The sequence below is a fragment of the Thermomonas sp. genome (assembly GCF_020850895.1).
Taxonomy (GTDB): domain Bacteria; phylum Pseudomonadota; class Gammaproteobacteria; order Xanthomonadales; family Xanthomonadaceae; genus Thermomonas.
On sequence record NZ_JADZDS010000060.1, the window covers coordinates 30,686 to 57,310 of the forward strand.

General features: G+C 64.6%; 19 protein-coding genes. 9 read left to right on the forward strand and 10 right to left on the reverse strand.

Features of this window, described 5'->3' with window-relative positions:
* Window positions 1–133 precede the first annotated feature (133 nt).
* Genes hflD through IT472_RS05715 form a run of 4 tightly spaced genes read right to left on the reverse strand, consistent with a single transcriptional unit; the run spans window position 134 to window position 2,864 of the window.
* Window positions 134–748 (reverse strand): high frequency lysogenization protein HflD, encoded by a 615-nt coding sequence (hflD, locus tag IT472_RS05700; RefSeq protein ID WP_297179661.1) that lies wholly within the window; start codon window positions 746–748, stop codon window positions 134–136.
* Complete coding sequence (gene mnmA / locus IT472_RS05705; RefSeq protein ID WP_297179664.1) at window positions 745–1,866, reverse strand: tRNA 2-thiouridine(34) synthase MnmA; 1,122 nt, start codon at window positions 1,864–1,866, stop codon at window positions 745–747. The genes hflD and mnmA overlap by 4 nt, the downstream gene beginning before the upstream one ends.
* Entirely contained in the window at window positions 1,863–2,393 is a 531-nt protein-coding gene (locus IT472_RS05710) for an NUDIX hydrolase (protein WP_297179668.1), read from the reverse strand. Before IT472_RS05710 ends, mnmA begins: the two co-directional genes overlap by 4 nt.
* On the reverse strand, window positions 2,394–2,864 hold the full coding sequence (locus tag IT472_RS05715; protein ID WP_297179671.1) for a hypothetical protein: 471 nt from the start codon (window positions 2,862–2,864) through the stop codon (window positions 2,394–2,396).
* Window positions 2,865–2,921: 57 nt separating this feature from the next.
* On the opposite strand from IT472_RS05715, the gene clpS reads away from it, so the two are divergent.
* The 3 genes from clpS to IT472_RS05730 all read left to right on the forward strand — a co-directional run bounded on the left by clpS (window position 2,922) and on the right by IT472_RS05730 (window position 6,367).
* Complete coding sequence (clpS, locus tag IT472_RS05720; RefSeq protein WP_297179674.1) at window positions 2,922–3,245, forward strand: ATP-dependent Clp protease adapter ClpS; 324 nt, start codon at window positions 2,922–2,924, stop codon at window positions 3,243–3,245.
* Between the two features lie 155 nt (window positions 3,246–3,400).
* A complete protein-coding gene (gene clpA, locus IT472_RS05725; protein WP_297179677.1) occupies window positions 3,401–5,680 on the forward strand; it encodes an ATP-dependent Clp protease ATP-binding subunit ClpA in 2,280 nt (759 codons plus the stop codon).
* A gap of 6 nt (window positions 5,681–5,686) precedes the next feature.
* Window positions 5,687–6,367, forward strand: a complete 681-nt coding sequence (locus IT472_RS05730; RefSeq protein WP_297179679.1) for a 4'-phosphopantetheinyl transferase superfamily protein — start codon at window positions 5,687–5,689, stop codon at window positions 6,365–6,367.
* Window positions 6,368–6,409: 42 nt separating this feature from the next.
* Here IT472_RS05730 and IT472_RS05735 read toward each other — a convergent pair whose 3' ends face one another.
* Window positions 6,410–6,595: an oxidoreductase-like domain-containing protein gene (locus tag IT472_RS05735; RefSeq protein ID WP_297179681.1), complete on the reverse strand. Its 186-nt coding sequence runs from the start codon at window positions 6,593–6,595 to the stop codon at window positions 6,410–6,412.
* Window positions 6,596–6,778: 183 nt separating this feature from the next.
* Between IT472_RS05735 and IT472_RS05740 the strand changes: the two genes are divergently transcribed.
* The 3 genes from IT472_RS05740 to IT472_RS05750 are packed head-to-tail and all read left to right on the forward strand — an operon-like array spanning window position 6,779 to window position 11,040.
* Window positions 6,779–7,435, forward strand: coding sequence for a hypothetical protein (locus IT472_RS05740; protein ID WP_297179684.1), 657 nt, complete (start codon window positions 6,779–6,781; stop codon window positions 7,433–7,435).
* 9 nt (window positions 7,436–7,444) lie between these two features.
* Window positions 7,445–9,823, forward strand: a complete 2,379-nt coding sequence (locus IT472_RS05745; RefSeq protein WP_297179687.1) for an EAL domain-containing protein — start codon at window positions 7,445–7,447, stop codon at window positions 9,821–9,823.
* The gene (locus IT472_RS05750; RefSeq protein ID WP_297179690.1) at window positions 9,820–11,040 is read left to right on the forward strand and encodes a hypothetical protein; all 1,221 of its coding nucleotides are present in this window, start codon (window positions 9,820–9,822) and stop codon (window positions 11,038–11,040) included. Before IT472_RS05745 ends, IT472_RS05750 begins: the two co-directional genes overlap by 4 nt.
* An 18-nt stretch (window positions 11,041–11,058) precedes the next feature.
* Here the strand turns inward: IT472_RS05750 and IT472_RS05755 are convergent, their stop codons facing one another.
* The 4 genes from IT472_RS05755 to IT472_RS05770 form a co-directional block, all read right to left on the reverse strand.
* Entirely contained in the window at window positions 11,059–12,357 is a 1,299-nt protein-coding gene (locus IT472_RS05755) for an MFS transporter (protein ID WP_297179693.1), read from the reverse strand.
* A 56-nt stretch (window positions 12,358–12,413) separates the two neighbouring features.
* A complete protein-coding gene (gene dinB / locus IT472_RS05760) occupies window positions 12,414–13,493 on the reverse strand; it encodes a DNA polymerase IV (RefSeq protein ID WP_297179697.1) in 1,080 nt (359 codons plus the stop codon).
* Window positions 13,493–14,767 carry a hypothetical protein gene (locus IT472_RS05765; protein ID WP_297179699.1) on the reverse strand — a complete coding sequence of 425 codons (1,275 nt, stop codon included), beginning with the start codon at window positions 14,765–14,767 and terminating at the stop codon, window positions 13,493–13,495. Before IT472_RS05765 ends, dinB begins: the two co-directional genes overlap by 1 nt.
* 68 nt (window positions 14,768–14,835) lie before the next feature.
* The gene (locus tag IT472_RS05770) at window positions 14,836–16,239 is read right to left on the reverse strand and encodes a GntP family permease (RefSeq protein ID WP_297179702.1); all 1,404 of its coding nucleotides are present in this window, start codon (window positions 16,237–16,239) and stop codon (window positions 14,836–14,838) included.
* A gap of 160 nt (window positions 16,240–16,399) precedes the next feature.
* Here IT472_RS05770 and IT472_RS05775 point away from each other — a divergent pair, with 160 nt between their 5' ends.
* The 3 genes from IT472_RS05775 (at window position 16,400) to IT472_RS05785 (ending at window position 22,978) form a co-directional block, all read left to right on the forward strand.
* The gene (locus IT472_RS05775; RefSeq protein ID WP_297179704.1) at window positions 16,400–18,742 is read left to right on the forward strand and encodes a TonB-dependent receptor; all 2,343 of its coding nucleotides are present in this window, start codon (window positions 16,400–16,402) and stop codon (window positions 18,740–18,742) included.
* A gap of 126 nt (window positions 18,743–18,868) precedes the next feature.
* Window positions 18,869–22,213: a PAS-domain containing protein gene (locus tag IT472_RS05780; RefSeq protein ID WP_297179707.1), complete on the forward strand. Its 3,345-nt coding sequence runs from the start codon at window positions 18,869–18,871 to the stop codon at window positions 22,211–22,213.
* A gap of 111 nt (window positions 22,214–22,324) precedes the next feature.
* Complete coding sequence (locus IT472_RS05785; RefSeq protein WP_297179710.1) at window positions 22,325–22,978, forward strand: response regulator; 654 nt, start codon at window positions 22,325–22,327, stop codon at window positions 22,976–22,978.
* An 81-nt stretch (window positions 22,979–23,059) separates the two neighbouring features.
* Here the strand turns inward: IT472_RS05785 and IT472_RS05790 are convergent, their stop codons facing one another.
* Window positions 23,060–26,188, reverse strand: a complete 3,129-nt coding sequence (locus tag IT472_RS05790) for an Rne/Rng family ribonuclease (RefSeq protein WP_297179752.1) — start codon at window positions 26,186–26,188, stop codon at window positions 23,060–23,062.
* Window positions 26,189–26,625: the final 437 nt, after the last annotated feature.

Here is a 26,625-nt window from a genome sequence, read left to right on the forward strand (position 1 = left end):
GCTTCAACGCGCTGGCGGGGTGTCGTGCGTCTGACGGTTGGCGAAACTCCGGCAAAGTAGGCGCTAGGCGATGGGCCGGAATTGCCGCGGCGACGATCGGTGCCGGGCATCCGGCAGCGCCGAGTCGTTCCAATCACGCCATCCTTGCATCGATCGCACTGGCCATTGCGCGCCGCTGAAACACGAAATCCCACAGGCTGCCGCCCATCTGCCGCCACAGCACGGCTGACCGAAGCGCGGCAAGCAGCAACGCGCGGATTTCCGCCACCACATCAATCTGACCGAGGTAGTGCGGATTGCCTTGGACCATCACCCGCGGGCGCAGGGTGCTGATGGTGTCGGAATAGAGCTTGCCAAGTTCTGCAAGCGTTTCGCTGTCGATTACGGCGGGTGGCTGATCCTCGGCGGGCGAGATGCCGCCCAGTCCGGCTTGGATGTCGTCGATCATTTTCTTGTCGCGGATGAAACGACGTTCAAGCTGCAGCACGGCAAGCACCAGTTTGCCCATGGCTTCGTCCTTGTTGCCGTTGGCAAGGTAATCGCGCAACTGGCGCAGGCCGCTGCGAAGATTGTCGACACCGCCGTAGACCGTTTCGGCGTCGGCGGCATCGATCATGAACACGCTGTTGATCGCAGTCTCGATCTGGTGCCCCTCGCCATGCCCGGTATCGGCGATACGCCGGACTTGGGTCAGTGCTTGCAGCAGGCCTGCCAAGGCAAGGACACGGTCGTCGATGCTCGAATTCATGGTGCGTCGGTTCCTTCGGCGACTCCGGGCATGGGCGCATCGGTGGACGCGATCACTGCACCGCCGAGACAATTATCTCCGGAATAAAGCACCAGCGACTGGCCTGGCGTCACCGCGCGCTGGGGGGCGGCAAAGTGCACTGCAAGCGTGCCGTCGTCATCGACGACCACGTCGCAGGCTTGGTCTGGTTGCCGGTAGCGGGTTTGGGCGACGCATGCAAAACGGGTTGCAGGCGGCGCCCCGGCGATCCAGTGAGCAAACCGGGTGCGCAGGTTGCGGGAAAGCAGCCAAGGACTGGCGTGGCCTTGGTCGACGTACAGGATGTTGCGCGCCACATCCTTGCCGATCACGAACCAAGGGGCTTGGGCGCGTCCGCGCACGCCGCCGATCTGCAGGCCCTCGCGCTGGCCGAGCGTGAAATAGCAGACCCCGGGGTGGTGACCGATGCAGGCGCCTTCGGGGGTGCGGATCTCGCCGTCCTGACTGGGGAGGAAGCGCGCCAGGAATTCGCGAAAATCACGTTCGCCGATGAAGCAGATCCCGGTGGAATCGCGTTTGCTTGCCGTGCCAAGGCCGTGCCCTGCGGCGATCGCACGCACTTGCGCCTTGTCCAGATCACCCAACGGGAAGCAAGTGGCGGCAAGTTGTTCCTGGCCAAGCTGGTGTAGGAAGTAGCTCTGGTCCTTGTTGGCATCCACGGCCTTGCGCAGGCGATAGCCGCTTCCAACCCGTTCCACGCGGGCATAGTGGCCGGTGGCGATGGTCGGGGCGCCGAGTTCGCGGGCAGCGGCGAGGAAGTGCTTGAATTTGATTTCGCGGTTGCAGGCGATATCCGGGTTGGGTGTGCGCCCGGCCGCGTATTCGGACAGGAACTGCCGGAACACCTCGTTGCGGTATTCCCTGGAAAAATCCCGGAACCGGATCGGGATGCCCAATTGACCGCACACGGCCACTGCGTCGCGCCGATCCTCTTCGGCGCGGCACTCGCCGCTGCCATCGTCGGCCCAGTTGCTCATGAACACTCCGACCACCTCATGGCCGGCATCACGCAGCAACAGTGCGGCAACCGAGGAATCCACCCCGCCGGACATGCCGACGACGACCCGTTCCCCGCTCATGGGAAGGCGTGCAGCAGCGACAGCGGGTACCGGCTGCCGCCAAGGAAATCAGCCACGGCGCGCCAGACCAGCGGGCTGCGGTGACGGTGGGATTGTGACCGCAGCTCTTCCGGAAGCATCCAGAGTGCGCGTTCGATTCCCTGGTCGAGCACAGCACCCGGGATCGGATCGAGCGCTTCAGCTGCAAAAGCAAACCGCAGGTAGTGGACGCTACGGGTGGGTGAGGTCCACTGATGGATGCCGACCAAGGCGGTGATGCAAACGTTCCAGCCGCTTTCTTCCCGGGTTTCCCGGACCGCGGCCTCGATCAGGCTTTCGCCGGGTTCCAGATGGCCGGCGGGCTGGTTCAGGACCAGTCGCTTTCCGGTATCGGCAGGGTCGACAGTCGCCGGCGGGATTGCCCTCCCACCGGAACTCCGTCCGTCATCGACATGTTCTTCGACGCACAGGAGCCGCCCGTCACGGACAGTGACGACCGCGACGGTGACATCCTGTGCGAGGCGCGGTCCGCTGCCGCAAGCCGCCATTCAAAGATCGTCGGTGTCGCCGGAGAGCTCGATTTCCTTGTCGTCTGCAATCGAGCCGGCGATCCGGATCGCCTCACCCAGCTGTGCAGCGTCGACGCTGTCGGGCAGCTTGATCACGTAATACAGGTAGTCGCCGGCGATTTCCCAGGCACCGATCTTCTTGGTGCGGCTTTCACGCAATAGCTCAAGCGCCATTTCCGGGGTGACGTGGTCGGTCTTGATGTTTGCCGCGGGCGCGAACACTTCGCGCACGCTCATGCCACCGCTCTCCTCGGTTCCGCCGGAAACATAGACCAACTGGGTGCGGTTTTCGCTGGTGAAATTCAGTACCACCTTGTAGTCCCCATCGTCATCGATGGTGAACTTGAGGCCACGGGCGGTCAGGCGGGCTTCCACCGCGGCGTCACCGGCATTGGCCGGAAGCGAGGCCAGCGGAAGCAGGCAAGCGAGGGAGAGGGCGAGCAGGCGCATGGATGGCTCCGGTTGCTGTGGGACGGCCGGTCATCCGGCGCGGCTTATACTTTGCCGATGCCACAGCAGTCTGACAAGTCTCGGGGTGAACGCGGGGTCGTGGTTGCCCCGGCGCGCCCCGATCTGGCTCGACCACCGATGTATACAGTCCTGCTGCTCAACGACGACTACACGCCGATGGACTTCGTGGTTGACGTGTTGATGCAGTTCTTTTCGATGGGGCTGGAGCGCGCCACTCAAGTGATGCTGCATGTGCACACGCGCGGTCGTGGCGTCTGTGGGCTGTACACGCGGGAAATCGCCGAGTCCAAGGTTGCCCAGGTCAATGAATATGCACGGCTGAACCAGCACCCGCTCCTGTGCACGATGGAAAAAGCCTGAACGGCGCGATCGACCCTGTTCCGCATACCAGTCTCCGCATCCCGATTCCCGCCGTCGGATTGCGGCAATGTGAACGCGATCACACCGGGGGCTTGCCCACCGACCATTTGCGCCTTACATAGGGAGCAGACGTTTCGGCAAGGCAAGGGTTCACCATGTTCAGCAAGGATCTCGAGCAAAGCATTGGCCAGTGCTACAAACGCACCCGCGAGTCGCGCTACGAGTACATGACCGTCGAGCACCTGCTGCTGGCGTTGCTCGACAATCCATCGGCGGAGGCGGTGCTGCGCGCGGTCGGCGCGGACATCGACCGCCTGCGCAATGAACTGGAGAATGCGGTCGAAGCCTCGGTTGCGCGCCTGCCCGATGGCGATGCGCGTGACACCCAGCCGACCCTCGGCTTCCAGCGGGTGCTGCAGCGTGCGGTCTACCACGTCCAATCCTCCGGCAACAAGGAAGTCACCGGTGCCAATGTGCTGGTGGCGATCTTCGGTGAGAAGGATTCGCATGCGGTGTATTTCCTCGGCCAGCAGGACGTGCGCCGGCTCGATGTGGTCAATTACATCTCGCATGGCATCGCCAAGCAGGGTGACGAAGCTCCGCAACCACCCTCCGAAGGCGAGGGCAAGGCCGACACCGTGGAGGGCGAACCCAAGGGCGATCCACTGCAGGAATTCGCGGTCAATCTCAATGAGCAGGCGCATGCCGGCAAGATCGACCCGCTGGTCGGGCGTGCCGACGAGATCGAGCGCACCATCCAGGTGCTGTGCCGCCGCCGCAAGAACAATCCGCTCTACGTCGGCGAATCCGGCGTCGGCAAGACCGCGATTGCCGAAGGCCTGGCCAAGCGCATCGTCGATGGTGAGGTGCCCGAAGTGCTGGACGATGCGGTGATCTACGCACTGGATCTCGGCGCGTTGGTGGCCGGGACCAAGTACCGTGGTGACTTCGAGAAGCGCCTCAAGGGCGTACTGGCGGCGCTGCGCAAGGTGCCGGGTGCGATCCTGTTCATCGATGAGATCCACACCATCATCGGTGCCGGTTCCGCCAGCGGCGGCACCATGGATGCGTCCAACCTGATCAAGCCGGTGCTGGCCAACGGCGAGTTGCGCTGCATCGGTTCGACCACCTTCCAGGAATACCGCGGGATCTTCGAGAAAGACCGTGCATTGGCTCGTCGCTTCCAGAAGATCGACATCGTCGAACCGACCGTCGCGGAAACGGTCGAGATCCTGCAGGGCCTGAAGCCGAAGTACGAGCAGCACCACGAGGTGCGCTATGCGGACGAAGCGATCCGCGCCGCGGTGGACCTGTCGGTCAAGCACATTGGCGATCGCCTGTTGCCTGACAAGGCGATCGACGTGATCGACGAAGCCGGAGCACGCCAGCGGCTGTTGCTGCCGGAGTCGCGCAAGCAGGTGATCGACGTGGCCGAGATTGAAATGATCGTTGCCAAGATGGCGCGTATCCCCGCCAAGCAGGTGTCGGCCTCCGACCGTGACGTCCTGCAGCACCTCGACCGCAACCTGAAGATGGTGATCTTCGGGCAGGACGAAGCGATCGGCACGCTGACCTCGGCGATCCGGTTGGCGCGCTCGGGTTTGGGCGAGGTCGACAAGCCGATCGGTAATTTCCTGTTCGCCGGCCCCACCGGTGTCGGCAAGACCGAATTGACTCGCCAGCTGGCGCTGCAACTCGGGATCGAGCTGATCCGCTTCGACATGTCCGAGTACATGGAGCCGCATTCGGTGTCGCGCCTGATCGGCGCGCCGCCCGGCTACGTCGGTTTCGACCAAGGCGGTGTGCTGACCGAGAAGATCGTCAAGACGCCGCATTGCGTGTTGCTGCTCGATGAGATCGAGAAGGCGCATCCGGACGTGTTCAACATCCTGCTGCAGGTGATGGACCACGGCACCCTGACCGACACCAATGGCCGCGAGGCGAATTTCCGCAACGTCATCCTGGTGATGACCACCAATGCCGGTGCGGTGCAGGCGGCGCGTCGCAGCATTGGTTTCACCCTCCAGGACCACAGCACCGACGCGATGGAGGCAATCCGGCGCGCGTTTACGCCCGAGTTCCGCAACCGCCTCGATGCGGTGGTGCAATTCCAGCCGCTGGGCTTGGACCACATCCTGCGCGTGGTCGACAAATTCCTGATTGAGTTGGAAGTGCTGCTGCATGAGAAGGGCGTCACCTTGACCGCAACCCCGACTGCACGCGAGTGGCTGGGCCAACACGGCTTCGACCCGCAGATGGGTGCGCGACCGATGGCGCGGCTGATCCAGGAAAAGGTCAAGCGCCCACTGGCCGACGAGTTGCTGTTCGGAAAGCTGGCCAATGGCGGGCGTGTTGCGTTGGATGCGGTCAATGGCGAGCTGGTGCTGGACGTGCAGGCGGAGCCGGAAAAGCTGCTGCCGGCGACCATCGTCTGACCCAACGTGGCGCTGGCTCGGGTCCAGGTGCAGCTTGCACCCATCGGCAGACTGGCCGCCACCGCCGTAGTCAATGGTCAAGCGTGGCTGACCGAAGCCGAGTCGCGGCGTCTGCAGGGCATGCGTTCGCAGGCGCGGCGCGACAGCTTCCTCGCCGGGCACTGGCAAGCACGCAAACTGGCGGCACGCTGGCTCGGCGTGAAGGCCGCGCGGATCGCCTTGGGAAATTTCGCCGATGGCCGACCGGCAGTTCAATGCGATGGCAAACCGGTGCCGCTCTCGCTTTCGCTGTCGCACAGCGGCGAGTGGCTGGCACTGGCGCTGGGCGAGGTGGCGGTGGGGATCGACGTCGAGCTGCCCCGGCGCAGCCGTGATCTGGACGCGCTGGCGCGATCCGTGTTTTCACCCGCCGATCAGCACCGCCTGCAGGCGATGGCAGCCGAGGAGAGAGCACCTGCGTTTTTCGAGTTGTGGGCCTTGCATGAAGCCCGCGGCAAACGCAGCGGAGAGGGCATGCAGCCAGGGACGAGCCGCACCTTCCGTCTTCAAGCGTGTGGCAGGGAATCCGCACAAGGCCTGAGCTGGCGATTCCGCGACGGGGCGGTGGCCTTGGCCACCACGCCTGGCATGCCGGTGGAGTTCATCGGTGAGACGCCGGGTGAACCTGCCTATTGGCGTTACACCTGATGTGAGCAGGCTCGCCTGTGGTCCGGTGTGCGCCGAGCCGGCTCACGGGCTGGCTTCGGGATGGCGCTTCAGCCACAGCGCCAGCGCCAATCGATACCCTTCCAACTCGGCGGCGTATACGTCGTTCACGCACATCTGGCAGCCACTGTCGCAACAGTCCTGCGGCAGCGGTTTTTCCGGTGGCTGCGGGCGCGGATCGAGATCCGTGATCGGCAAGGGCGAGTCCATGCAGGGCATTATCGCCGGGAAGGTTTGGGCCACGCGAAAAGGCGAAAAGGGGTCAGAGAACATTTCCGTTTGAGAGTTGACCTGATGCATGCCTGCACAGGAAATGTTCTCTGACCCCTTTTCGCCTTTTCGGATTTGTCTCGCGGCGGTGTTAGGCTGCTTCCGACACGCAGGGGGTGGGGCATGCGGACGCGCGCGCTGGCAATGCTGATCCCGTGGCTGACGCTTGGCGCGATGCCGGCGTTGGCCGGAGACATCGAGGTCAAGTTCGACGACGGCAAGGGCAAGCCGGTGGCGGATGCGGTGTTGTTGCTGCGGCCTGCAGCGGGCCAGCAAGCGCCTGCGCCGAAGCAGCACACGCGCCACGTGATCGATCAGCGCATGCTGATGTTCCAGCCCTATCTGCAAGTGTTCCGGCCCGGCGACGAGGTGGTGTTTCGCAACAGCGACAGCACCCGCCACCACGTCTATTCGTTCTCTGCGGCCGGCAAGTTCGAGTTCGTGCTCGCACCTGCGCAAAGCTCGCCGCCGTTTCGTCTGGATCAGCCGGGCGCGATTGCCGTTGGATGCAATATCCACGACCAGATGATCGCCTACCTCTATGTGACCGATGCGCCCTGGGTGGCGCAAAGTGATGCATCGGGCAAGGCCGCCATCACCGCTCTGCCACCGGGCGACTACCATTTGCAGGCATGGCAGCCGCGCCTGCGGCCCGGTACACCGCTGCCCACGCAGCGCGTGCATGTCGATGCCGGCGGCGGCACGGTGACGGTCTCGGTTTCGCTGCGTCTGCTGCCCGATCCGCGGCTGCGAGCCGGCCCCGGCCATGTGCACTATTGAGTGAAGGCCATGGGATTCCGCCTGCGGCTGGCGTCCTTCTTCGTCGCGGTCCTGGTGATCGTGCAGGGGCTGACTGCCTTGCTGGTCTACCAGGTTGCGCGCCAGCAATTGATCGAAGAGGGACAGCGGCAATTGCAGGTGGCCTCGGCCGCGTTTTCGAAGCAATTGACCGATGTGTCGCGGCGGGTCGCCGACAGCGTCAACTTGCTGGCGCTGGATTACGCGCTGCGCTCCGCCTTTGCCCAGCACGACGAGGCCACCTTGTTGTCGGCCTTGCGCAATCACGGCCGCCGCGTGGGTGCGCGGCAGATGTTCGCCATCGATGCCGAGGGCAGGGTGCAGGCGGATACCGCGGGAACAGTTGCCGCAGGCGCGCGTTTTCCCTATCCGGACCTGATCGATCATGCGCTCGATCAACCCGCTTCGGCGGTGGTGGCCTGGCAGGGCGGCGCGCAATGGATGGTGGTGGTGCCGGTATTTGCGCCCAACCTGGTCGGCTTCGTTGCCGCCGTCCTTCCGCTCGACAATCGCCTGCTGGTGCAGTTGCAAGGGCAATCGACCTTGCCGCGCCAGGTCGAGTTGGCAAGTCGTGGCGGTGATGGGCGCTGGCAGTTGCTGGCGCATGGTGATGCACCGGCGGATCTGACTCGAACCCTGTTGACGCCGCGTGCGCAGCTGCCGACCCTGCCGCGAACCGCCGAGGTCGCAGGGCGTGAATACGTGGTGCAAGGACTCTGGCTGGATCGCTCCGAGGGCAGTGCGCCGGTCGCTGCCCTGCTGGGTTATTCGGTGGATGATGCGCTGCGCCCCTATCGCAAGGTGGCTTTTGCCTGGGGCGGAATCAGCCTGCTCGGCTTGCTGGTGGGCCTGGTCGGTGCCTGGCTGATCGCGCGTGGCATTTCGCGACCGGTGGAGCGACTGGCGGATGCAGCAGGGCGGATCGCGGCCGGCGATTACACACTTGCCGATATCGCCTCGGCGGAGCCGGGGGGGCGTGACGAACTTGCACAACTGGCGACGGCCTTTGCACGCATGTCTGACGCGATCCGCGAGCGTGAGGCGCGCATCCTGCATCAGGCCGGTCACGACCAGGTCACGGGACTGGCGAATCGTGCTGCGACGGAAGTGCGCATCGACCACGCCTTGGCGAGCCAGCCTGATACCCCGGCAGCGCTGTTGATGATCGCGCTGGAGCGGTTGCCCGAGATCATCAAGACCCTCGGCCATGACGTGTGTGATCGGGTCATGCGTCAGGCCGGCGTGAGCCTGCTGGAGCCGGCCCGTGGCGCTGAGATCGCGCGCGCGACCGACGGCCAGTTTTCGGTATTTCTCGCTCACGCCAACCGGCAGACGGCGATCGCAACCGCGTTCCGGATCGTCGAAGCGCTGTCCGAGCCCTATCACGAGGATGATCTGACGCTGGATCTGGCACCGGCGGTCGGGATCGCGCTGGCCCCCGCGCATGGCACCCATGCCGGTGACTTGTTGCGCCGTGCCGAGGTCGCCCTGATCGCCACCCGCGGCTCGGATGAGCCGGTCGCCGTGTATGACCCCGCCACCGATCCGCATCGGCCGGATCGCCTGTCGCTGATGGCCGACCTGCGCGAGGCGCTCGCGCATGACCAAGGTCTGGAATTGCATTACCAGCCCAAGTTGAACCTGCGCAGCGGACGCGTCGACTGCGCTGAGGCCCTAGTGCGTTGGCGGCACCCACGGCTGGGCATGGTCTCGCCGGCGACCTTCGTGCCGCTGGCGGAAGAAAGCGGCAACGTCCGCAAGCTGACCCGCTGGGTGCTGGCCACCGGCATTGCCCAAGCCGGACGCTGGCAGGACGCCGGGCTCGCCATACGCCTGTCCCTCAATATCTCCGCGCGTGATCTGGACGACAACGAACTGCCGCGGCGCGTCTCCGAATTGCTCACGATCCATCGGGTGAACCCGGGCGGGATCGTGCTGGAGGTGACCGAGAGCGCGATCATGGGCAAGCCCGATGCCGCCATCGCGGTGCTGCGGCGGTTGGCCGAGCTTGGTGTGGATCTGTCGATCGACGATTTCGGCGTGGGTCAATCCTCGTTTGCCTATCTGCGTCGGCTGCCGGTGCGTGAATTGAAGATCGACCAGACCTTCATCCGCCATCTCGGTACATCACGCGAGGATCGTCTGATCGTGCGTTCGATCGTCGAGCTGGGCCATCACCTCGGTTATCGGATTACCGCCGAAGGCGTGGAAGATCAGGCCGGGTTGGATGGGCTGGCCGAATTCGGTTGCGATCACGGACAGGGGTATTTGATCGCAAGGCCGATGGACGGCGCGGCATTCGAAGCGTTCCTCGCCGCCGGCCAGTGGTCGGGGCCTGCGGTGGCATCGAATGGGGCAGCATCGGCATGAACGGCGCATGGCGTCTGGCAAGTGCCTTGCTGGCCTGCGCGCCATCGCTCGCGTGTGCGCAATCGGTATCGGCCCAAGGCTATCTTGACCTGCGCCTTGCTGGCCCGGCCCGGCAACAGGACTGGACCGATGGTGGCCTCGGCAAGACCCGCTTCGGTGGTGACTCGCAAACCGCGTTCGGTGGTGCTGCCTTGATTGCGTGGCAGGTCACGCCAAGCGTGCTGGCGTCGGCCACCCTGCAACTGCAGAGCGACCAGCAACGGCCGCTGGACGTGCTGGAGGCCAGTGTCCGTTGGCGTCCGGCGTCCACCACTGCGTGGCGCTGGTCGGTGAAGCTCGGCGCGTTCTTCCCGCCGGTCTCGCTGGAGAACGATGACGTCGGCTGGACCAGCCCGTGGATGTTGACACCGTCGGCGATCAACAGTTGGGTCGGTGAGGAATTGCGCAGCACCGGGGTCGAGTTGCGGCTCGAACACCGCGGCGAATCCGCGACGTGGAGTGCGGTGGCTTCGGCATATGGCATGAACGATCCTGCCGGGGAATTGCTGGCGGCGCGGGGCTGGGCATTGGGCGATACCAGCTCGGGTCTGTTCGCCCGCGTGCGCGAGCCGGATGCCTATGCCGCGCGGTTGGGCGTTGCCAGCCCGATGGCCTTTGACCCGTTCCTGGAAATCGACCACCGCATCGGCTGGTATGCCGGCATCGCCCGCGATGGCGTCGATGGCAGCCGCCTGGCCTTGCTTCGCTATGACAACCGTGGCGACCCGGACGCATGGACCTGGAACGCCGGACATCGCCTGTATGCATGGCGAACGCGCTTTTGGAGCTTGGGTGCGCGTTGGTTGTGGGGCGATGTCGAGCTGCTGTCGCAGGCGATGACGGGAAACACCGCGTTCGAGCCGGTCGAGGGCCTGTATCTGGACAGCAAGTTCAGCGCCGGCTATCTGCTGCTGGGCTGGAATCCGGGCGGGGCGTGGCAACCGGCGGTCCGCATCGACTGGTTCACGGTCCATCAACTGCCGGACACCCTGAGCAATCCGCGCAGTGAGCATGGCAATGCGCTGACGGTCGCGCTCAACTGGCGACCGAATCCGCAATGGCGCATCACTGGCGAGGTGCTGCGCGTCGACAGTGTGCGCAGTCAGCGGCTGCTGGAAGGCCTGTCACCACGCCAGGTGGATGTGCAGCTGCAGTTGAGCCTGCGTCGGTATTTCTGAGTTGTCGGTGATACCGCGTCAATCGCTGGATGTGACGCGTTCCCGCCGCGCCACCCACAGGCCCAACACCACGCCCAGCACTGCCATCGCGCCGATGTACTGGATCGGCGCATCGGGATTGTTTTTCATCGCCAGGCTAAGCAGCACCGGCGTCAGCCCACCGGCAATCGCGTAGGCAACGTTGTAGGAAAACGACAACCCGGAAAAGCGCACGGGCGCCGGGAAGTCGGCGAGCGCGATCGCCGGGACCATCGCGGTCAAGCCGATTGCGCTGCCGGCCAGGGCATAGGCAAGGATCGAGTAATGGCCGGCTTGCACACCGGCATAGAACCAGCAGAACACCAAGCCCAGCCACAGGCTCCACACCGCGAGCACGCGTCCGGCACCGAGCCGATCTGCCAGCGCCCCGGCGGCAAGATTGGCAAGCATCGCCGCGAGCACCGCCAGCGCATTGCCGGTCAGCGCGGCACCGCGCGGCACGCCGTGGCCCTGGAGGAAGGTGGGCATCATCAGCAGGGTCACCACCACCGCGGCGGTCAATAGCCAGGTCAGCAGCATGGCTAACATCACCGCACCCCGATGATCGCGGACCACGGATTTCAGTGGAAGTTCTTCGGCGAGTGCGCGTCGCGTCTGCAGTTCAGCGAACACCGGAGTTTCGTGCAACTGCCTGCGCAAGCGCATCGCCAGCAGACCGAACAGGCCGCCGACAAGGAAGGGCAGGCGCCAGCCCCAGGCCAGCATTTGCCGATCGTCGAACAAGGCATTGACCAGCAAGGCGACCAGCGAGCCGATCAGGATGCCGGCCAGCAGGCCCATCGACAGCGTGCCGCAGGCGAAATTGCGATGGCGCGGGCCAGCGTGTTCGCTGACGAAGACCCACGCCCCCGGCGCCTCGCCACCGATCGCCGCGCCCTGCAGGATGCGCAGCAACAGCAACAGGAGCGGTGCCAGCACGCCGACCTGGGCATAGGTCGGCAGCAGGCCCATCAGCAGGGTTGGCAAGGCCATCAGCAGGATGCTGAGCATGAACATGCGCTTGCGCCCGGACAGGTCACCGAAATGCGCCATGACGATGCCGCCCAACGGGCGCGCCAGGTAGCCCGCCGCGAAGATGCCGAAGGTCTGCACCAGCTTCAGCCATTGCGGCATGTCAGCCGGGAAGAACAAGGCCCCCATGGTGGTGGCGAAGTAGACGAAGATGACGAAGTCGTAGAACTCCAGCGCTCCGCCGAGTGCGGACAGCGTGAGTGTCTTGATCTGCTGGCGATTCAGGCCAGTGGCTGTGGCCTCTGCGTCGAATGTGGATGAATGCATCCGCTTAGCGTATGCGAAAGACGCCTTCCGGCGATATCCGGAGGTATACGCAACACTCAGTCGAACAGATCTTCCTGCAACGGGCTGTCATCGGGTTCGACGAAGCCCGAGAGACCGACGCCGACCAGCCGATAGCGGGTGGTCGGCGGCAGGCCCACCCGTTCCCGCAGGCCGCATGCAATGCGGGCCAGTTCGTCTTCACTGGTGGGTGGCGCGTCCGCGGTCAGGCTGCGGGTGAGGATGCGGAAATCGGCGGTCTTGAGCTTGAGCACCACGGTGCGGGCGATCCGGCCCGGGTGCTGTTGCCATTCCTTGGCGTAGCCGCGCCAGGTATCGGCCGCCAGACGCTGGATGTGCTGCTCCAGTTCCGACAGGTGCAGGTCGCTGGCGAAGGTGTCTTCCGAGGAAATCTGCAGGGTCGGACGTTCCGGCTGCACCGGATGCTCGTCGATGCCGTGCGACAGTTCGTGCAGGCGCAGGCCCCAGCGACCGAAGCGGGCTTCCAGTGCGTGCGCACCGAACGCACGCAGATCCGTGCAGGTGGCGATCCCGAGCGCAGCAAGCTTCGCTTCCATGACCTTGCCGACGCCGGGAAGGCGGCCCACCGGCAGCGGCGCGAGGAAGGCGTCCACCATCGAAGGCTTCACCACGAACTGGCCGTTCGGCTTGTTCCAGTCGCTGGCGATCTTGGCCAGGAACTTGTTGGGCGCGATGCCGGCCGAGGCGGTCAACTCGGTTTCCTGCAGGATCGCGGCGCGGATGTCCGAAGCGATGGCGGTGGCGCTGCCAAGGTCCTGGATCGGCTCGGTGACGTCGAGATAGGCCTCGTCCAGCGACAGCGGCTCGATCAGGTCGGTATGGCGGGCGAAGATCGCGCGCACCTGCCGCGACACCGCCTTGTAGCGGGTGAAATCCGGCGGCACGAAGATCGCTTGTGGGCAGAGTTTCTCCGCGCGCAGCGCCGGCATCGCCGAACGCACGCCGAAAGTGCGTGCTTCGTAACTGGCGGCACACACCACCGAACGTGCACCTTTCCACGCCACCACCACGGGCCTGCCGCGCAATGCGGAATCGTCGCGCTGTTCCACCGACGCGTAGAAGGCGTCCATGTCGACGTGGATGATCTTGCGTTGCATCACTTCCAGAACGGGATGCTGTCGTAGCCGGGATCGCCTTCGTCCTGTTCCCGATCCACCTGGGGTGGATGGGCGATGCGCAGTTCATGGCGTCCGCGCGCCAGCGCGCGCACATCGATCATCGCCAGCAGAGCGGGACGGTTGGTGCGTGCGTCGCTGGTGATGTCGTAGTGCAGGCCGGCCACCGGCTTGCCGTCGAGCGTCACCGCGTGCAGGCGCGCCAGGCAGGCAAGCAGGGCAGCGTCGCGGCTTGGCCCGATCGCGCTGCAGTCATGTTGCAATTTGGCACCATCGCGGCGCGGCGAATACGGCACGACCAGCGCCAGATAGTCGCCAGCGACCACTTTCGATTGCACGAACGGCACCAGCGGATCGCGCGCGGGGTTGCGGGTGTCGTCGTAGTGGGCGCTTGCCGCGACATGCGGAGCAGTGAACGGGAAGTAGCTGTAGCTCCCAATCGGCTTGCCATCGGCTTCCAGTTTGATCGCGATGATGACCGCAAACACCGTGCTGAACACGATTGCGAAAATCAGAACGCTGAGTCGTTTGCTGTTGCCATTGCTGGCCAGCAATGCCCGGATCCGGTTGTTGCCGGAGTGCACACCGAACCTTGCATATTGGCCAAAGGTCCAGCGGATCACTGTATGCAGGCGCCCGTGCGCGGCGAGCTTGGCCCCGAACCTGCGATCCAATTCCAAGGCAACGATATAGGGGACCAAGCATGCTGCGAGTACAACCGCCAAGATCGGCAAGGCGCTGTCTTGATAGCCGACGATTCCGGCGACCAGGGTCGATACTCCCGTCAGAAGCGTTGCCGTCAGTGAAATGACCACCAATAACATCGCCAGCATGATGCCGAGCGCAAACACCGTGGTCGCGAGATTGTCGGCTTGTTCGATGACCTTCTCGGTGGGGGCCTCGTGCTTGCGCTCCACCTCGCGTTGCACCTTGCCCATCCCCAGCCTGTCCCAGCGCACGCCTTGCGGGTAGATCGAATGCATGCCGACGAGGGCGATCCAGCGTGCGCGCAGGAGTAGATGCAGCACGAAGGTCACCGCCAGGATCACCGCCGCGCTCTTGCTGTAGACGTAGGCCAGCCGAGCGACGTTCAACCAGGTCTCATCCAGCCGCGGTGCCAGCGCCAACATCGCATCGTCCAGCCAACCCGGCAATTGCAGCATGGCGAACACCGCCACGCCGGAAATCAGCAGCTCGACCTCCCAGGTGGGCGTGGTGCGCTTGGACAGGATGTGCGGGTCTTCGGCTTCGCTCATCCGCCGCATGGTGCGGATGATCGCGGGGGCTGGCAAGCCTCCAGCCACGTGGCAATGGCGGGAAGGCGTCAGACGATGGAAAACGCGTAATACAGTCCGATCACCACGAACACCGCCAGCGTCTTGATGCAGGTGATGGCGAAGATGTCCTTGTAGGCTTGGCGGTGGGTCAGCCCGGTGACCGCCAGCAGGGTGATGACGGCGCCGTTATGGGGCAGGGTATCCATGCCGCCCGAGGCCATCGCGGCCACCCGGTGCAGTACCTCCATCGGAATCCCGGCGGCCTGGGCATTGGCGATGAAGGTCTCGGCCATTGCCGCCAGCGCGATGCTCATGCCACCGGAAGCACTGCCGGTGATGCCCGCCAATGCGGACACGGTGACGGCCTCGTTGACCAAGGGGTTGGGAATTGCCGCCAGCCCATGCGCCACCACGAGGAAGCCGGGCAGGGCGGCGATCACCGCGCCGAAGCCATATTCGGATGCCGTGTTCATGCCGGCAAGCAAGGCGCCGGAGATCGCGGATTTGCTGCCTTCGGTGAAGCTTCGGCTGACCGGCTTCCACGCGCACAGCAGCACGCAGAGGATGCCCAGCAGCAGCGCGCCTTCCACCGCCCAGATGGCGGTCAGCTTGGAGATTTCCTGCACCACCGGCGCGGGATTGCCGATCACCGCGGGGACGAAGCTGGCGCTGTCGCCGTAGTGCTGCGGGATCCACAGGGTCAGGAGTTTGTTGACGACGCCGACCACCAGCAGCGGCAGGATGGCGACCAGTGGATTGGCGAGTTTCGAGTCCGTGAACGGCATCGGCTCGTTGATCAACGCCGCCGGATCGCCGTAGCCCTCGCCGTTGCGGGCGGCCACGCGGCGGCGCCAGTCGAGATAGGCAAGGCCGGCGATCAGGATGAACACGCCACCCAGCGTGCCCAGCCACGGCGCCGCCCAGGTATTGGTGCCGAAGAAGGTGGTGGGGATGATGTTCTGGATCTGCGGCGTGCCGGGGAGGGCGTCCATGGTGAAGGTGAAGGCGCCCAGCGCAATCGTGCCGGGGATCAGGCGCTTCGGGATATGGCCCTGGCGGAACAACTCGGCGGCAAAGGGATAGACCGCAAACACCACCACGAACAGTGACACACCGCCGTAGGTCAGCAGCGCACACACCAGCACGATGGAGAGAATCGCGCGTTGCGCGCCGACCACCTTGATGGTCGAAGCGACGATTGCCTTGGAGAAGCCCGAGGTTTCGATCACCTTGCCGAACAGTGCACCGAGCAGGAACACCGGGAAGTAGAGCTTGAGGAAGCCGACCATCTTGTCCATGAACAGGCCAGTGAACATCGGCGCGACCAGTGACGGATCGGTCAACAACACCGCACCCAACGCGGCCACCGGCGCAAACAGGATCACGCTGTGGCCGCGATAGGCCATCAACATCAGGAAGCACAGCGCCGCCAACACGATCAGGAAGGCCATCGTCGATCCAGGGTCGGAGAACGGCGACAGTGTGGGTGTGATCGAGGGCGCACTCCCATTGCCCGAACGTCCAATGTCGCGGGCGCCAACGAATACTTAACGTGCTCGCCATGGTGGCGCAAAGGCGTCGTCCCAACTCGACTACCTGCAGGAGTGGCAGATGAAACGCAAGCAATTGAGCATGGCGATCCAGGGTGCGCTGGTCGCATCATTGCTGGTCGGTGCGCCGGCATTGGCTGTGGAACCGGTTGCTGCGCAGGGTCAACCCGGGGCGCAGGAGCAGACGCAAGCCCAACCCCAAACCGCCAAGCCCAGTGCCACCGCCCCGTCCACGCCGACCCAGTTGGAGACGGTGACCGTTACCGCGCGCCGAGTCGCGGAGCCCATCCAGGAGGTGCCGGTGGCGGTGTCCGCGTTCGGGGAAACCCAATTACGCGACATGCAGGCGGCCGGCGTTGACGGTATCCAGGGATCGGTGCCCAACCTCAATATCGTTCAGGGACGCGGATCGGCCAACAGCATCAACGTGTTCATTCGTGGCATCGGCCAGCCGGATGCACTGCAGACCTTCGATCCGGGCGTGGGCATGTATGTCGACGACGTGTACTACTCACGCATCAACGGCGCCATGTTCTCGCTGTTCGACATCGACCAGATCGAAGTCTTGCGCGGTCCGCAGGGAACGCTGTACGGCAAGAACTCGACCGGCGGCGCGATCAAGCTGAGCACCAAGAGCCCGTTCGATTACGAAGGGGGCAGCGTCGAGGCAACGTTCGGTAACTACGGCCGCGCCGAAGGCCGTTTCTACGTGGGTGGAAGACTCAGCGACACCGTGGCCGGCAGCATTGCCGGTGCTTGGATCAGCAACAACGGCTTTGTGCGCGATGCCATCACCGGGCGCCACTTCAACGGCGACGACACCCGTGCGCTTCGTGCCAAGTTCGCGTTCCGGCCCAGCGATGCCTTCGATGCAACGATCTCGTTCGACTACACCCACCAGGATGCAGCGCTGACCCTCGGTCGGCCGACGGCGCCATTGGTCGCGGTGGACATGTGGCCAGGGTACGGCCCGTATGTGCTGTTGCTGACACCCACCGGCAGGTTCAACTTCCGCGCACGCACCTCGTTCGGGCCGGACAAGGGCCAGGACATGACCCACAAGGGTGTGTCCTTGGTCATGAACTGGAACATCAATGATGCGTGGTTGCTCAAGAGCATTACCGCCTGGCGCAAGCTCGATACCGCGTCGTACATCGATATCGATGCGTCGCAGTACGAACTTGGCGACGTGTTCGTCGGCCTCCATCAGCGTCAATGGAGCCAGGAACTGCAACTGCAATACCACAGTGATTCGATCAAGGCGATCCTCGGCGCCTATTACCTCAATGAGCGCCTGCCCTCGCATCAGGAGGCCTATGCCGACGACCTCCTGCGCTACAAGGGGGTCCCATTCACGTTCCTGCGTACCATCGACGATGACCTGCGCACCACCAGTACGGCGCTGTTCGCCAATATCGACTGGGATATCACCGAGGCGTGGTCGCTGGCCGCCGGCGTGCGCTGGTCGCGCGACCGCAAGTCCTACTTCCGCACCACCAGCGCCTTCTTCGGGCCGCCACTGGGTGCGTTCAGTGCCGATCCGCAGGCGGTGATTCCCGGCATTCGCCACAGCTGGAGCGCCGTCACGCCGTCGGTCAGCCTGAAGTACAGGTTCAGCGACAACGTCATGGGCTATGTGTCCGCCAATCGTGGCTTCAAGTCCGGCGGCTTCAACGGACGCGCGAATTCCCAGGCCGAATCCAACAACCCGATTTTCGATCCGGAATTCGTGTGGACCTACGAGGTCGGCCTGAAAGTGCAATCGGCCGACCACCGGTCGATGGTCAACCTCACGGCGTTCCACAGCAACTACCGAGACTTCCAGGCCCGCGTGTCCGAGGTCGTGCAGAGTGGCGGCGTCCCGACCTTCGCCTTCCCGGTGCTCAATGCAGCGCGCATGACGATCGATGGCTTCGAGATCGAAGGCAGCACCTTGCTGGGCAAATCCACCATGCTGAGTGGGCAGCTCAGCTGGATGAATGCTCGCTATCGGCAGTTCGTTGACTTGCGTGTCACCGATCCCACGCGTCCCGACTATAACCCGCACATCCATGACCATGTGCCGTTCTCGCCGGAATTCACCGGCAAGATTGCGCTGCAACATGGCTTCGAGATGGGCAATGGTTCGATCCTGAGCATCGGCGGTGACGTTTCTTACCGCAGCGAAACCTGGCTGTCGGTGGACAACCGGCCGAACTTGCGCCAGAGCGCCTATGCGCTGGTCGGCTTGTTTGGCGTATGGGATTCCCCGCAGGGGGCGTGGCAGGTGCGCGCCGGTGTGCGCAACCTGACCAACAAGACCTACATGACCGAAGGCCAGGAGTTCTCCAGCGTCGGCAACATCCAGACCGCGTATTTCGGCTGGCCACGCAACTGGTACCTCTCGGTTCGCTACAACTTCTGAGGTTGAACGGCCTCTTCAACGCGGTGCAGTCCGAATCGACGGCGGGCATCTGCCCGCCGTCGCGTTATCCTCGGCCCGGATGAACGGACACGATGCCCTGCCACGCTCCAGACCGAGGCCCGTGCGATGCTGAACATCGCGGTCGTGGTCGTGGCGGCGCTGGTGTGGCTGGCGTTGTTGTTCGGGACCGCGTTGTATGCCGAACGCCATCCGGGCGTGCTGTCCCGGCAATGGCGCCATGTCTATGCGCTGTCACTGGCGGTGCATTGCACCTCGTGGACCTTCTACGGCACCGTCACCCAGGCCGCGCGCTACGGTTGGCCGCTGCCGCCGACGTTCATCGGCGCCATCCTGTTTTACACGCTGGCGCTGGCCTTCATGATGCGGCTGGTACGGCTGGCGCGGGACAGCAATGCCACCTCGATTGCTGACTTGATCGCCACCCGCTTGGGCAAGGATCCCTGGCTGGCAGCCGTGGTGACCCTGGTGGCTGTCCTTGGCCTGATCCCCTACATCGCACTGCAGTTGCAGGCGATCACCCTGAGCCTGACTGCGGCGACGATTGGTTTTGATGCGGCTGAAGACGGGGCACCGCCCCTCTGGCGCGACGGGGCGTTGTACGTCGCACTGGCGATGGCCGCATTTGCAATCCTGTTCGGCACCCGCCGCGTCAGTGCCGCCGAACACAACCGTGGCTTGGTGCTGGCACTGGCGTTCGACTCGCTGTTCAAGCTGGTGGCGATGTTGGCTCTGGGTGGATTCCTGTGGTTCGGCCTACGCGATGTCCCCATGCAGGCGACGATGCCCACGACGCAAGCTGCAGGTGGCTTCGTCCCGCTGGTCATCCTCGGTGCGATGGCGATGTTCGTGATGCCGCACCAATTCCATGTCGCGGTGGTGGAGTGTCGCGACGAACATGATGTGCGCACCGCACGCTGGCAGTTCCCGTTGTATCTGCTGCTGATTGCGCTTCCGACCCTGCCGGCGGCGCGCGCAGGTGCGGCGCTGCTGGGTGAACGCGTGCCCTCCGATATGTTCGCGCTGGCGCTGCCGCTGTTGCAGGGCCATGCCGGGATGGCCTTGCTGGTGTTCCTCGGAGGCCTGAGTGCGGCCACCGGCATGGTGATCGTGGCGACCTTGACCCTGAGCCTGATGATCGGCAACCACTGGTTTGCTCCTGGCTTGTTGCGCAGCGCGTGGTCAAGCGGTCGCGGCGGGGACGACCACCGCAGCAGCCTGCTGTTGCTGCGGCGCGTCGGCATCCTGGCGATCATGTTGCTGGGCTGGGCGTATGCCCGACTCGTCAGCGGCAGCGAGGCCTTGGCCGATGTCGGAGCGGTCTCCTTTTCTGCCTTGGCCACGCTGATTCCAGCCTTGGGGTTCGCTGTCTGGCGTCCACGGACTCCGCCGCTGGCTGCGAGCGTCGGCATCCTCGCCAGTTTCGTGGCTTGGCTGTGGGTAATGTTGGTGCCGTTGCTGGCAGCCAGCGCAGGAGCAGATCCCGGCTGGCTGCAAGCCGGCCCGTTCGGCCAGCAGTGGTTGGCTCCCGATGCTGTCTTTGGCCTGACCGGATGGAGTCGGGTTGGACGTGCGGTCGGGGTCAGTTTGTTCATCGGAACCGTGGTGACCCTGTTGTTGTCCGCACGTCAGGATGGACGTGTGAAATCGGAGATGCGTGGCGCTGGCCTGGCTGCACTACGCAGTGCCGGACGCCGGTTCTTGCCGTCTGAACGCGTGGATGTCCTGTTGCAAGGGGCTCCCGCAGTCGGGCCGGTTGCGGCGGCCATCGAATCCCGCCTGGAACACGAACTTGCCGCGGTCCTTGGCAGCGCCTCGGCGCGCCTGCTGCTGGATGCGGCACGGCGCGATGCGCAGGGAGCCGACCTGGAAACGGTGGCGGCGATCGTCGATGAAGCATCGCAGGACCTGCGATTCAACCAGCGCGTGCTGGAGGCGGCGCTGGAAAACATGAGCCAGGGCATCAGCGTGGTCGATGCGCAGCTGCGCCTGGTGGCATGGAATCGCCGTTACGAGGAATTGCTGGGTTATCCGCCTGGCATGTTGAAGGTGGGCATGCCGATTGCGGATGCGTCGCACTGGGCCTTGCGTGAAGTTGCCGGCATCGATCCTGATCATGCGACTGAAGCGCTTTCGCGTCGGCTGGACCACATGCGTGCAGGCACGCCGCACCTCTCGGAACGCGTGTTCAAGGACGGCAACATCGTCGAAATCCGCGGCAACCCGATGCCGGGCGGTGGCTTCGTGGCCACGTTCACCGACGTCACTGCTTTCCGCCAGGCCGAAAGCGAGCTGAAGCAAAGCAACGAAACGCTCGAGCGGCGCGTGGTCGAACGGACTGCGCTGCTGGAGTCGGCCAAGCGCGAGGCCGAGCATGCCAATGACGCCAAGAGTCGCTTCCTCGCTGCGATCGGCCACGACCTGATGCAGCCGTTGCATGCGGCGCACTTGCTGGTCGACACCCTGCAACAACACGGACCGGACCCGCAGCGCGAGCTCGCGAGGCAGGTTGGCAGCGCGTTGGATTCGACCACCGACTTGCTTGGAACCCTGCTGGACATGTCGCGCCTGGAAGCGGGCGGGCTGGTTCCGGAGCCCCGCGATTTCCCATTGGCCGATGTGCTCGATCCCCTTGTCACGCAGTTCCGTTTGCTGGCCGCAGAGCGCGGCCTGCGCCTGCGGTTCGTGCCGACCCGCGCCTGGGTGCGCAGCGATCCCCAGTTGCTGCGGCGCGTGCTGCAGAACTTCCTGGCCAATGCGCTGCGCTACACGGCCCAAGGCAGCGTGCTGCTTGGCGTGCGCAGGCGCGGTGAATCGTTGCGCATCGAAGTGCACGACACCGGGCCTGGAATCGCACCTTCGAAGCGTGAACTGATATTCGAGGAATTCCAGCGTGGCGATGACGCACGCGGACAAGGGCTCGGCCTCGGGTTGGCGATTGCGCGCCGAATCGCCGAACTGCTGGGCACCGAAGTCGGCCTGCGCAGCGTCATGGGGCGCGGCAGCTGTTTTTCCATCACAACACCATGCGTCGCCAGTGCCCAGCAACCGCGGAATTCGGCGCGTGGCCTGTCCGGATTGAAGGTGTTGATCGTCGACAACGAAGCAGCCGCTGGCAACGCGTTGGCGACCTTGCTGCTCGGCTGGGGCTGTTTACCGCAGGTGGCGGTGAACGGCGAGGAAGCCCGGGCCGTCCTGAGCGATGGCTGCGTTGAGCTGTGGATCTTCGATTTCCACCTTGATGCAGGGGATACCGGGGTTGCCCTGCGTGCACGCCTCGGCGCGGAATTCGGGTTCGCGCCCTGCCTGATCCTGAGCGCAGACCAGACCGGGGTCGTCCGCATCGCGGCACAGGAAGCCGGGCTACCGCTGCTGCTCAAGCCGCTGCGGCCACTGGCATTGAAATCGGTGCTCGACCGTATGCTTTCGGCACGTGGACGCGGCGATGGTTGAACCCCGATCGGATTTTTCCTAGACGATTTCGTGGGATTGTCCGCTTGGACATGCCTGCGACACGCGCTACCTTGTCGCTAGGCAATGGCTATGGAATCAGGGGGTGGCAGCATGCCGATCAGGGTTTACATCGTCGATGACCATGCGCTGGTGCGCGCCGGATTCCGAATGATTCTCGAAGCCGAGAACGATATCTCGGTCATTGGCGAAGCAGAGAGCGCTGAGGCCGCTCTGCCGGAAATCCGGCGCCTGAAGCCGGAGGTGGTGCTGTGCGATCTGCACTTGCCGGGCTTGAGTGGCTTGGAGCTGACCGAGCGCATCGTACGCGGTGATCACGGGACCAGGGTGATCGCGATTTCAGTCCTGGAGGATGGCCCGATGCCGCGCCGCTTGCTGGACGCGGGCGCACAGGGCTATGTCGGCAAGGGATGCGATGCGGCCGAATTGCTGCGGGCGGTGCGCGACGTGGCGCGCGGCAAGCGCTTTCTGACCAATGCCGTGGCGCAGGGCTTGGCGCTAGCGCAATTGCAGGGAGATTCGGTGTCTCCGTTCGACGACCTGACACCGAGGGAACTGGAGATTGCCCTGCTGCTGAACCAGGGGTTGCGACAGGAGGCGATTGCCAAGCGCCTGAACCTGAGCGCCAAGACCGTCAATACTCACAAGACCCACCTGTTCGACAAGCTTGGGATCCACGACAGCATCGCATTGGCACGACTTGCGACCCAGTACGGGCTGGTGGATCCGGCGCGGGCCGTGCATTGACCACCGCGGGCACCCCGTGACCAAGGGTGCCCGCATGAGGCAGTCGCAAGTGCCTCAACTGCCTCAACTGCCTCAACTGCCTCAACTGCCCTGGGCGGGGGAGTGTGGCGTATCCCCCGGTGGTGTCGGCGCAATGGGGGCGGAGTCTGGGCGTCGCGCCAATTCGAACAGGATGCGCAGCTGCTCGGCGCGCAGGCGGGCTGCATCCTCGTCGATGGGTCCGGCTGCCGCAACTGCGTCCTGCGATCCGGATGGCGCACTGGTAGCCAGCGGAAGAGGCGCCTCTGATTCGCTCGCGGCAGGCAGGCCCGATGGCGCGGTAGGCGGGGTCGTGGCGATCACGGTTGCAATCGCTGCCGCCAGCTGCGCTGTCCGTGGTTCGCTCGCCGCGACTTGGATTGGAACGACACCATTGCCAGTGGAATTTGCCGAGTGACTGTCGGAATCCGGATCAGCATGTGCGGTCTCGAATTGCGCGGCAGATTCCGTGACTGCCTCGTGTGCGTTCGCACCACCACTGTCCTTGGCTTCTGCAGCGGGTGCTTCGGCCGGGGAAAGCGCGTGCTCCCGGCCTGAGGGAACTTGATCTGGCTGGGCCTGTCCCAAGGCATCCGCCTGGGTGTTTTCCGCGGTCGGAAGGTCGGAATGCGCATCGACGGTATGCGCATCGTTGCTCAGGTCTGTCGACTCGGAGGCTGAAGCAGCAGCGGGCCCACCCTGCAGGGTGAAGGCGGGTTGCAACGGTTGCTCGCTCGTGGGTTGGGAATGCGATTCTGCCGAGAGGTCGACTGGGGCATCGACACCCAGATCGCTGAATTCGAATTCCGGTTGGGCAGCTTCCACATCCAACACGACTTCCAGTGCATCGTCATGCTCGTTGGCGTGTTCAACTGCCCCGTTCTCCGCGCTGCGCCGACGGCGCCGGCCACCGCGACGACCACGACGGCGCTTGTTGGCACTCTCGGAACCGGCTGCATTGGCGTCATTGTCCGGTTGATGGGCAACCGGGGGCGTGGCGGCAACGAGCGAAGCGTCGGCGGGTGCGTCCACTGTGCCAAGGGCGGCAATCGGCTGGCGACTGACGTCATCGCGGGGTGGCACAGGTGCTGAAGCAGGGGCGGTTGTGGTCGTGGGAGCATCTCCAGCGACGCCGGGGCGTTCGTTGCGATGTTGCCGCGGCGGCTTGGCTCGATTCTCTGGTTTCTCCTGCTTGGGCGCGGCGTCTGCACGTTCTTGCCTTGCGGGCATTGCCGGCTTGTCCTGTCGATCCTGCTTCCGGTCCTGACGGCCGGTCTGTTGTTGTTTCTGCGGCCCCTGATCCCTGGCGTGGCGCTGTGACCTTCCTCCGCCTTCGCCACGGCCTTCGCGACGCTGGCGTGGGTCATTGCGCAAGTCACGATCGCCTGAAGGCGATGTTGCTGCATTCGAAGGCGCCTCGGCCACAACCGTGGTCTGCTCCGGAGTGGTGCCGAACAAGCCGCGCAACCACCCGAAGAAGCCACTGCTTTCAGCAGCAGGGGCGGGGATGGCCGTGTCCGGCACGACGCGCTGTGTTGTCGGTACCGATGTCTCCTGCGTCTCCTGGATCACCGGCATCGGCTTGGGCTCGCGCAGCGGCGCCGGCTGGGTGGGCTTGACCTTGGTGACGGCCGGCGGCGGGATGTTGAGCTGGCCCTTGGTCAGGGCAATCGTGTTGAGCTTGCGTGGGGTGCCGCGCTGGTAGCTGGGCTTGCTGGTTTCCTCGCCCATCTCGTTGCTGCGGATCCGCGTCACTTCGTAGTGCGGGCTGTGCAGCTGCTCATCGGCGACGATCACGATCGGCGCGTCGTGGCGCGCCTCGATCTCGCGCAGTGCGCTGCGCTTCTCGTTGAGCAGGAAATTGGCGATTTCCACCGGCGCCTGCACCAGCACCTGGCCGGTGTTGTCTTTCATCGCATGCTCTTCGGCGACGCGGATGATCGACAGCGACAGCGATTCGATGCTGCGCATGCGGCCGTGGCCTTCGCAGGTCGGACAAACAATTTGGCTGGCTTCGCCGAGGCTGGGGCGCAGGCGCTGGCGACTCATTTCCATCAGGCCGAAGCGGCTGATCCGGCCCAACTGCACGCGCGCGCGGTCGTACTTCAGCGCGTTCTGCAGCTTGTTCTCGACGTCGCGCTGGTGCTTGTTCGACGACATGTCGATGAAGTCGATCACCACCAGCCCGCCGAGGTCGCGCAGGCGCAGCTGGCGGGCCACTTCCTCGGCCGCTTCGAGGTTGGTGTTGAAGGCGGTTTCCTCGATGTCGCCGCCCTTGGTGGCGCGCGCCGAGTTGACGTCGATGGCGGTCAGCGCTTCGGTCTGGTCGATTACCAGCGCGCCACCGGACGGCAACCGAACCGTGCGCTCGTAGGCCGATTCGATCTGCGATTCGATCTGGAAGCGGTTGAACAGCGGGGTGTCGTCAGTGTAGTGCTTGAGCTTGCGCTTGTTGTGCGGCATCACCTGTTCGACGAATTCCAGCGCCTCGGCGTACATCTCCGGGGTATCGACCAGGATTTCGCCGATGTCCGAGCGCATGTAGTCGCGCAGGGCGCGCACGATCAGCCGGCTTTCCTGATAGATCAGGAACGGCGAGGGCTTGGACAGCGCGGCTTCGGCGATCGCGCGCCAGATCGACAGCAGGTAGTCCAGGTCCCATTGCAGCTCTTCGGCATCGCGGCCGACGCCGGCGGTGCGGATAATCACGCCCATGTCGTCGGGAATGGCCAGCGCGTCCATCGCCTTCTTCAGCTCGGCGCGGTCATCGCCCTCGATCCGGCGCGAGACGCCGCCGGCGGTCGGCGAGTTCGGCATCAGCACCATGTAGCGGCCGGCCAGCGAGATGAACGTGGTCAGTGCCGCGCCCTTGTTGCCGCGCTCTTCCTTGTCGACCTGGACCACGACCTCCTGGCCTTCACGGAGCAATTCCTTGAGGCTGGCCTTGTGCGGGTCCACACCGGCCTGGAAGTAGTCGCGGGAGATTTCCTTCAGCGGCAAGAAGCCGTGGCGTTCCGCGCCGTATTCGACGAAGGCGGCTTCCAGCGACGGTTCGAGCCGGGTGATGCGGCCCTTGTAGATATTGGATTTCTTGTTGTCTTTCGACGGCTGTTCGATGTCGATGTCGTACAGGTTCTGGCCATCGACGATGGCCACCCGCAGTTCTTCCGCCTGCGTGGCGTTGATGAGCATTCGCTTCATTGTTGCGTTCCTTGGCGCTCCTCGTCCTGTGGGACGGGAAGCGGAACGCCGCGGGCGTTTTCGCCTGCTGGATACCGCATGGGCAGCGGCCGCGCGAGGCGCGGACCGTACAGCCTTCCAGTTTTCCAGCGCTGCCACACCACGGCGGACCGCGGGAGCGCTTGTTCCTTGGTTGTATGTTGCAGGACCGGCGACTGCCGCCCAAGCCCGGTTGGGCAGGGCGCGTCGCGCGGGACGTTGTTCAGCGGCAAAGTCACGACCCTGAGGCCGGTGATGGGCGGGCTTGCCGCGCAGTCGTTAACATGTCCACCCCGAGGGTGGTGGCAACCTCACTGCGGCGGGGATCGTCGGGAAGGCCGGCTTTCGGCCGAAGGGCGCACCTTGCGCCCGGTACTTCCCGCGAAATCAAACCGTTGCATCGCCCCCCG

What these genes read in the sequence shown, in the direction of transcription:
- IT472_RS05775 (WP_297179704.1), top strand. Translation starts at nt 16,400, where the DNA reads ATGAAACGCAAGCAATTGAGCATGGCGATCCAGGGTGCGCTGGTCGCA.
- mnmA (WP_297179664.1), bottom strand. Translation starts at nt 1,866, where the DNA reads ATGAGCGGGGAACGGGTCGTCGTCGGCATGTCCGGCGGGGTGGATTCC.
- IT472_RS05750 (WP_297179690.1), top strand. Translation starts at nt 9,820, where the DNA reads ATGAACGGCGCATGGCGTCTGGCAAGTGCCTTGCTGGCCTGCGCGCCA.
- IT472_RS05715 (WP_297179671.1), bottom strand. Translation starts at nt 2,864, where the DNA reads ATGCGCCTGCTCGCCCTCTCCCTCGCTTGCCTGCTTCCGCTGGCCTCG.
- IT472_RS05735 (WP_297179681.1), bottom strand. Translation starts at nt 6,595, where the DNA reads ATGGACTCGCCCTTGCCGATCACGGATCTCGATCCGCGCCCGCAGCCA.
- hflD (WP_297179661.1), bottom strand. Translation starts at nt 748, where the DNA reads ATGAATTCGAGCATCGACGACCGTGTCCTTGCCTTGGCAGGCCTGCTG.
- IT472_RS05740 (WP_297179684.1), top strand. Translation starts at nt 6,779, where the DNA reads ATGCGGACGCGCGCGCTGGCAATGCTGATCCCGTGGCTGACGCTTGGC.
- IT472_RS05770 (WP_297179702.1), bottom strand. Translation starts at nt 16,239, where the DNA reads ATGGCCTTCCTGATCGTGTTGGCGGCGCTGTGCTTCCTGATGTTGATG.
- clpS (WP_297179674.1), top strand. Translation starts at nt 2,922, where the DNA reads ATGCCACAGCAGTCTGACAAGTCTCGGGGTGAACGCGGGGTCGTGGTT.
- dinB (WP_297179697.1), bottom strand. Translation starts at nt 13,493, where the DNA reads ATGCAACGCAAGATCATCCACGTCGACATGGACGCCTTCTACGCGTCG.
- IT472_RS05790 (WP_297179752.1), bottom strand. Translation starts at nt 26,188, where the DNA reads ATGCTCATCAACGCCACGCAGGCGGAAGAACTGCGGGTGGCCATCGTC.
- IT472_RS05780 (WP_297179707.1), top strand. Translation starts at nt 18,869, where the DNA reads ATGCTGAACATCGCGGTCGTGGTCGTGGCGGCGCTGGTGTGGCTGGCG.
- clpA (WP_297179677.1), top strand. Translation starts at nt 3,401, where the DNA reads ATGTTCAGCAAGGATCTCGAGCAAAGCATTGGCCAGTGCTACAAACGC.
- IT472_RS05710 (WP_297179668.1), bottom strand. Translation starts at nt 2,393, where the DNA reads ATGGCGGCTTGCGGCAGCGGACCGCGCCTCGCACAGGATGTCACCGTC.
- IT472_RS05785 (WP_297179710.1), top strand. Translation starts at nt 22,325, where the DNA reads ATGCCGATCAGGGTTTACATCGTCGATGACCATGCGCTGGTGCGCGCC.
- IT472_RS05745 (WP_297179687.1), top strand. Translation starts at nt 7,445, where the DNA reads ATGGGATTCCGCCTGCGGCTGGCGTCCTTCTTCGTCGCGGTCCTGGTG.
- IT472_RS05755 (WP_297179693.1), bottom strand. Translation starts at nt 12,357, where the DNA reads ATGCATTCATCCACATTCGACGCAGAGGCCACAGCCACTGGCCTGAAT.
- IT472_RS05765 (WP_297179699.1), bottom strand. Translation starts at nt 14,767, where the DNA reads ATGAGCGAAGCCGAAGACCCGCACATCCTGTCCAAGCGCACCACGCCC.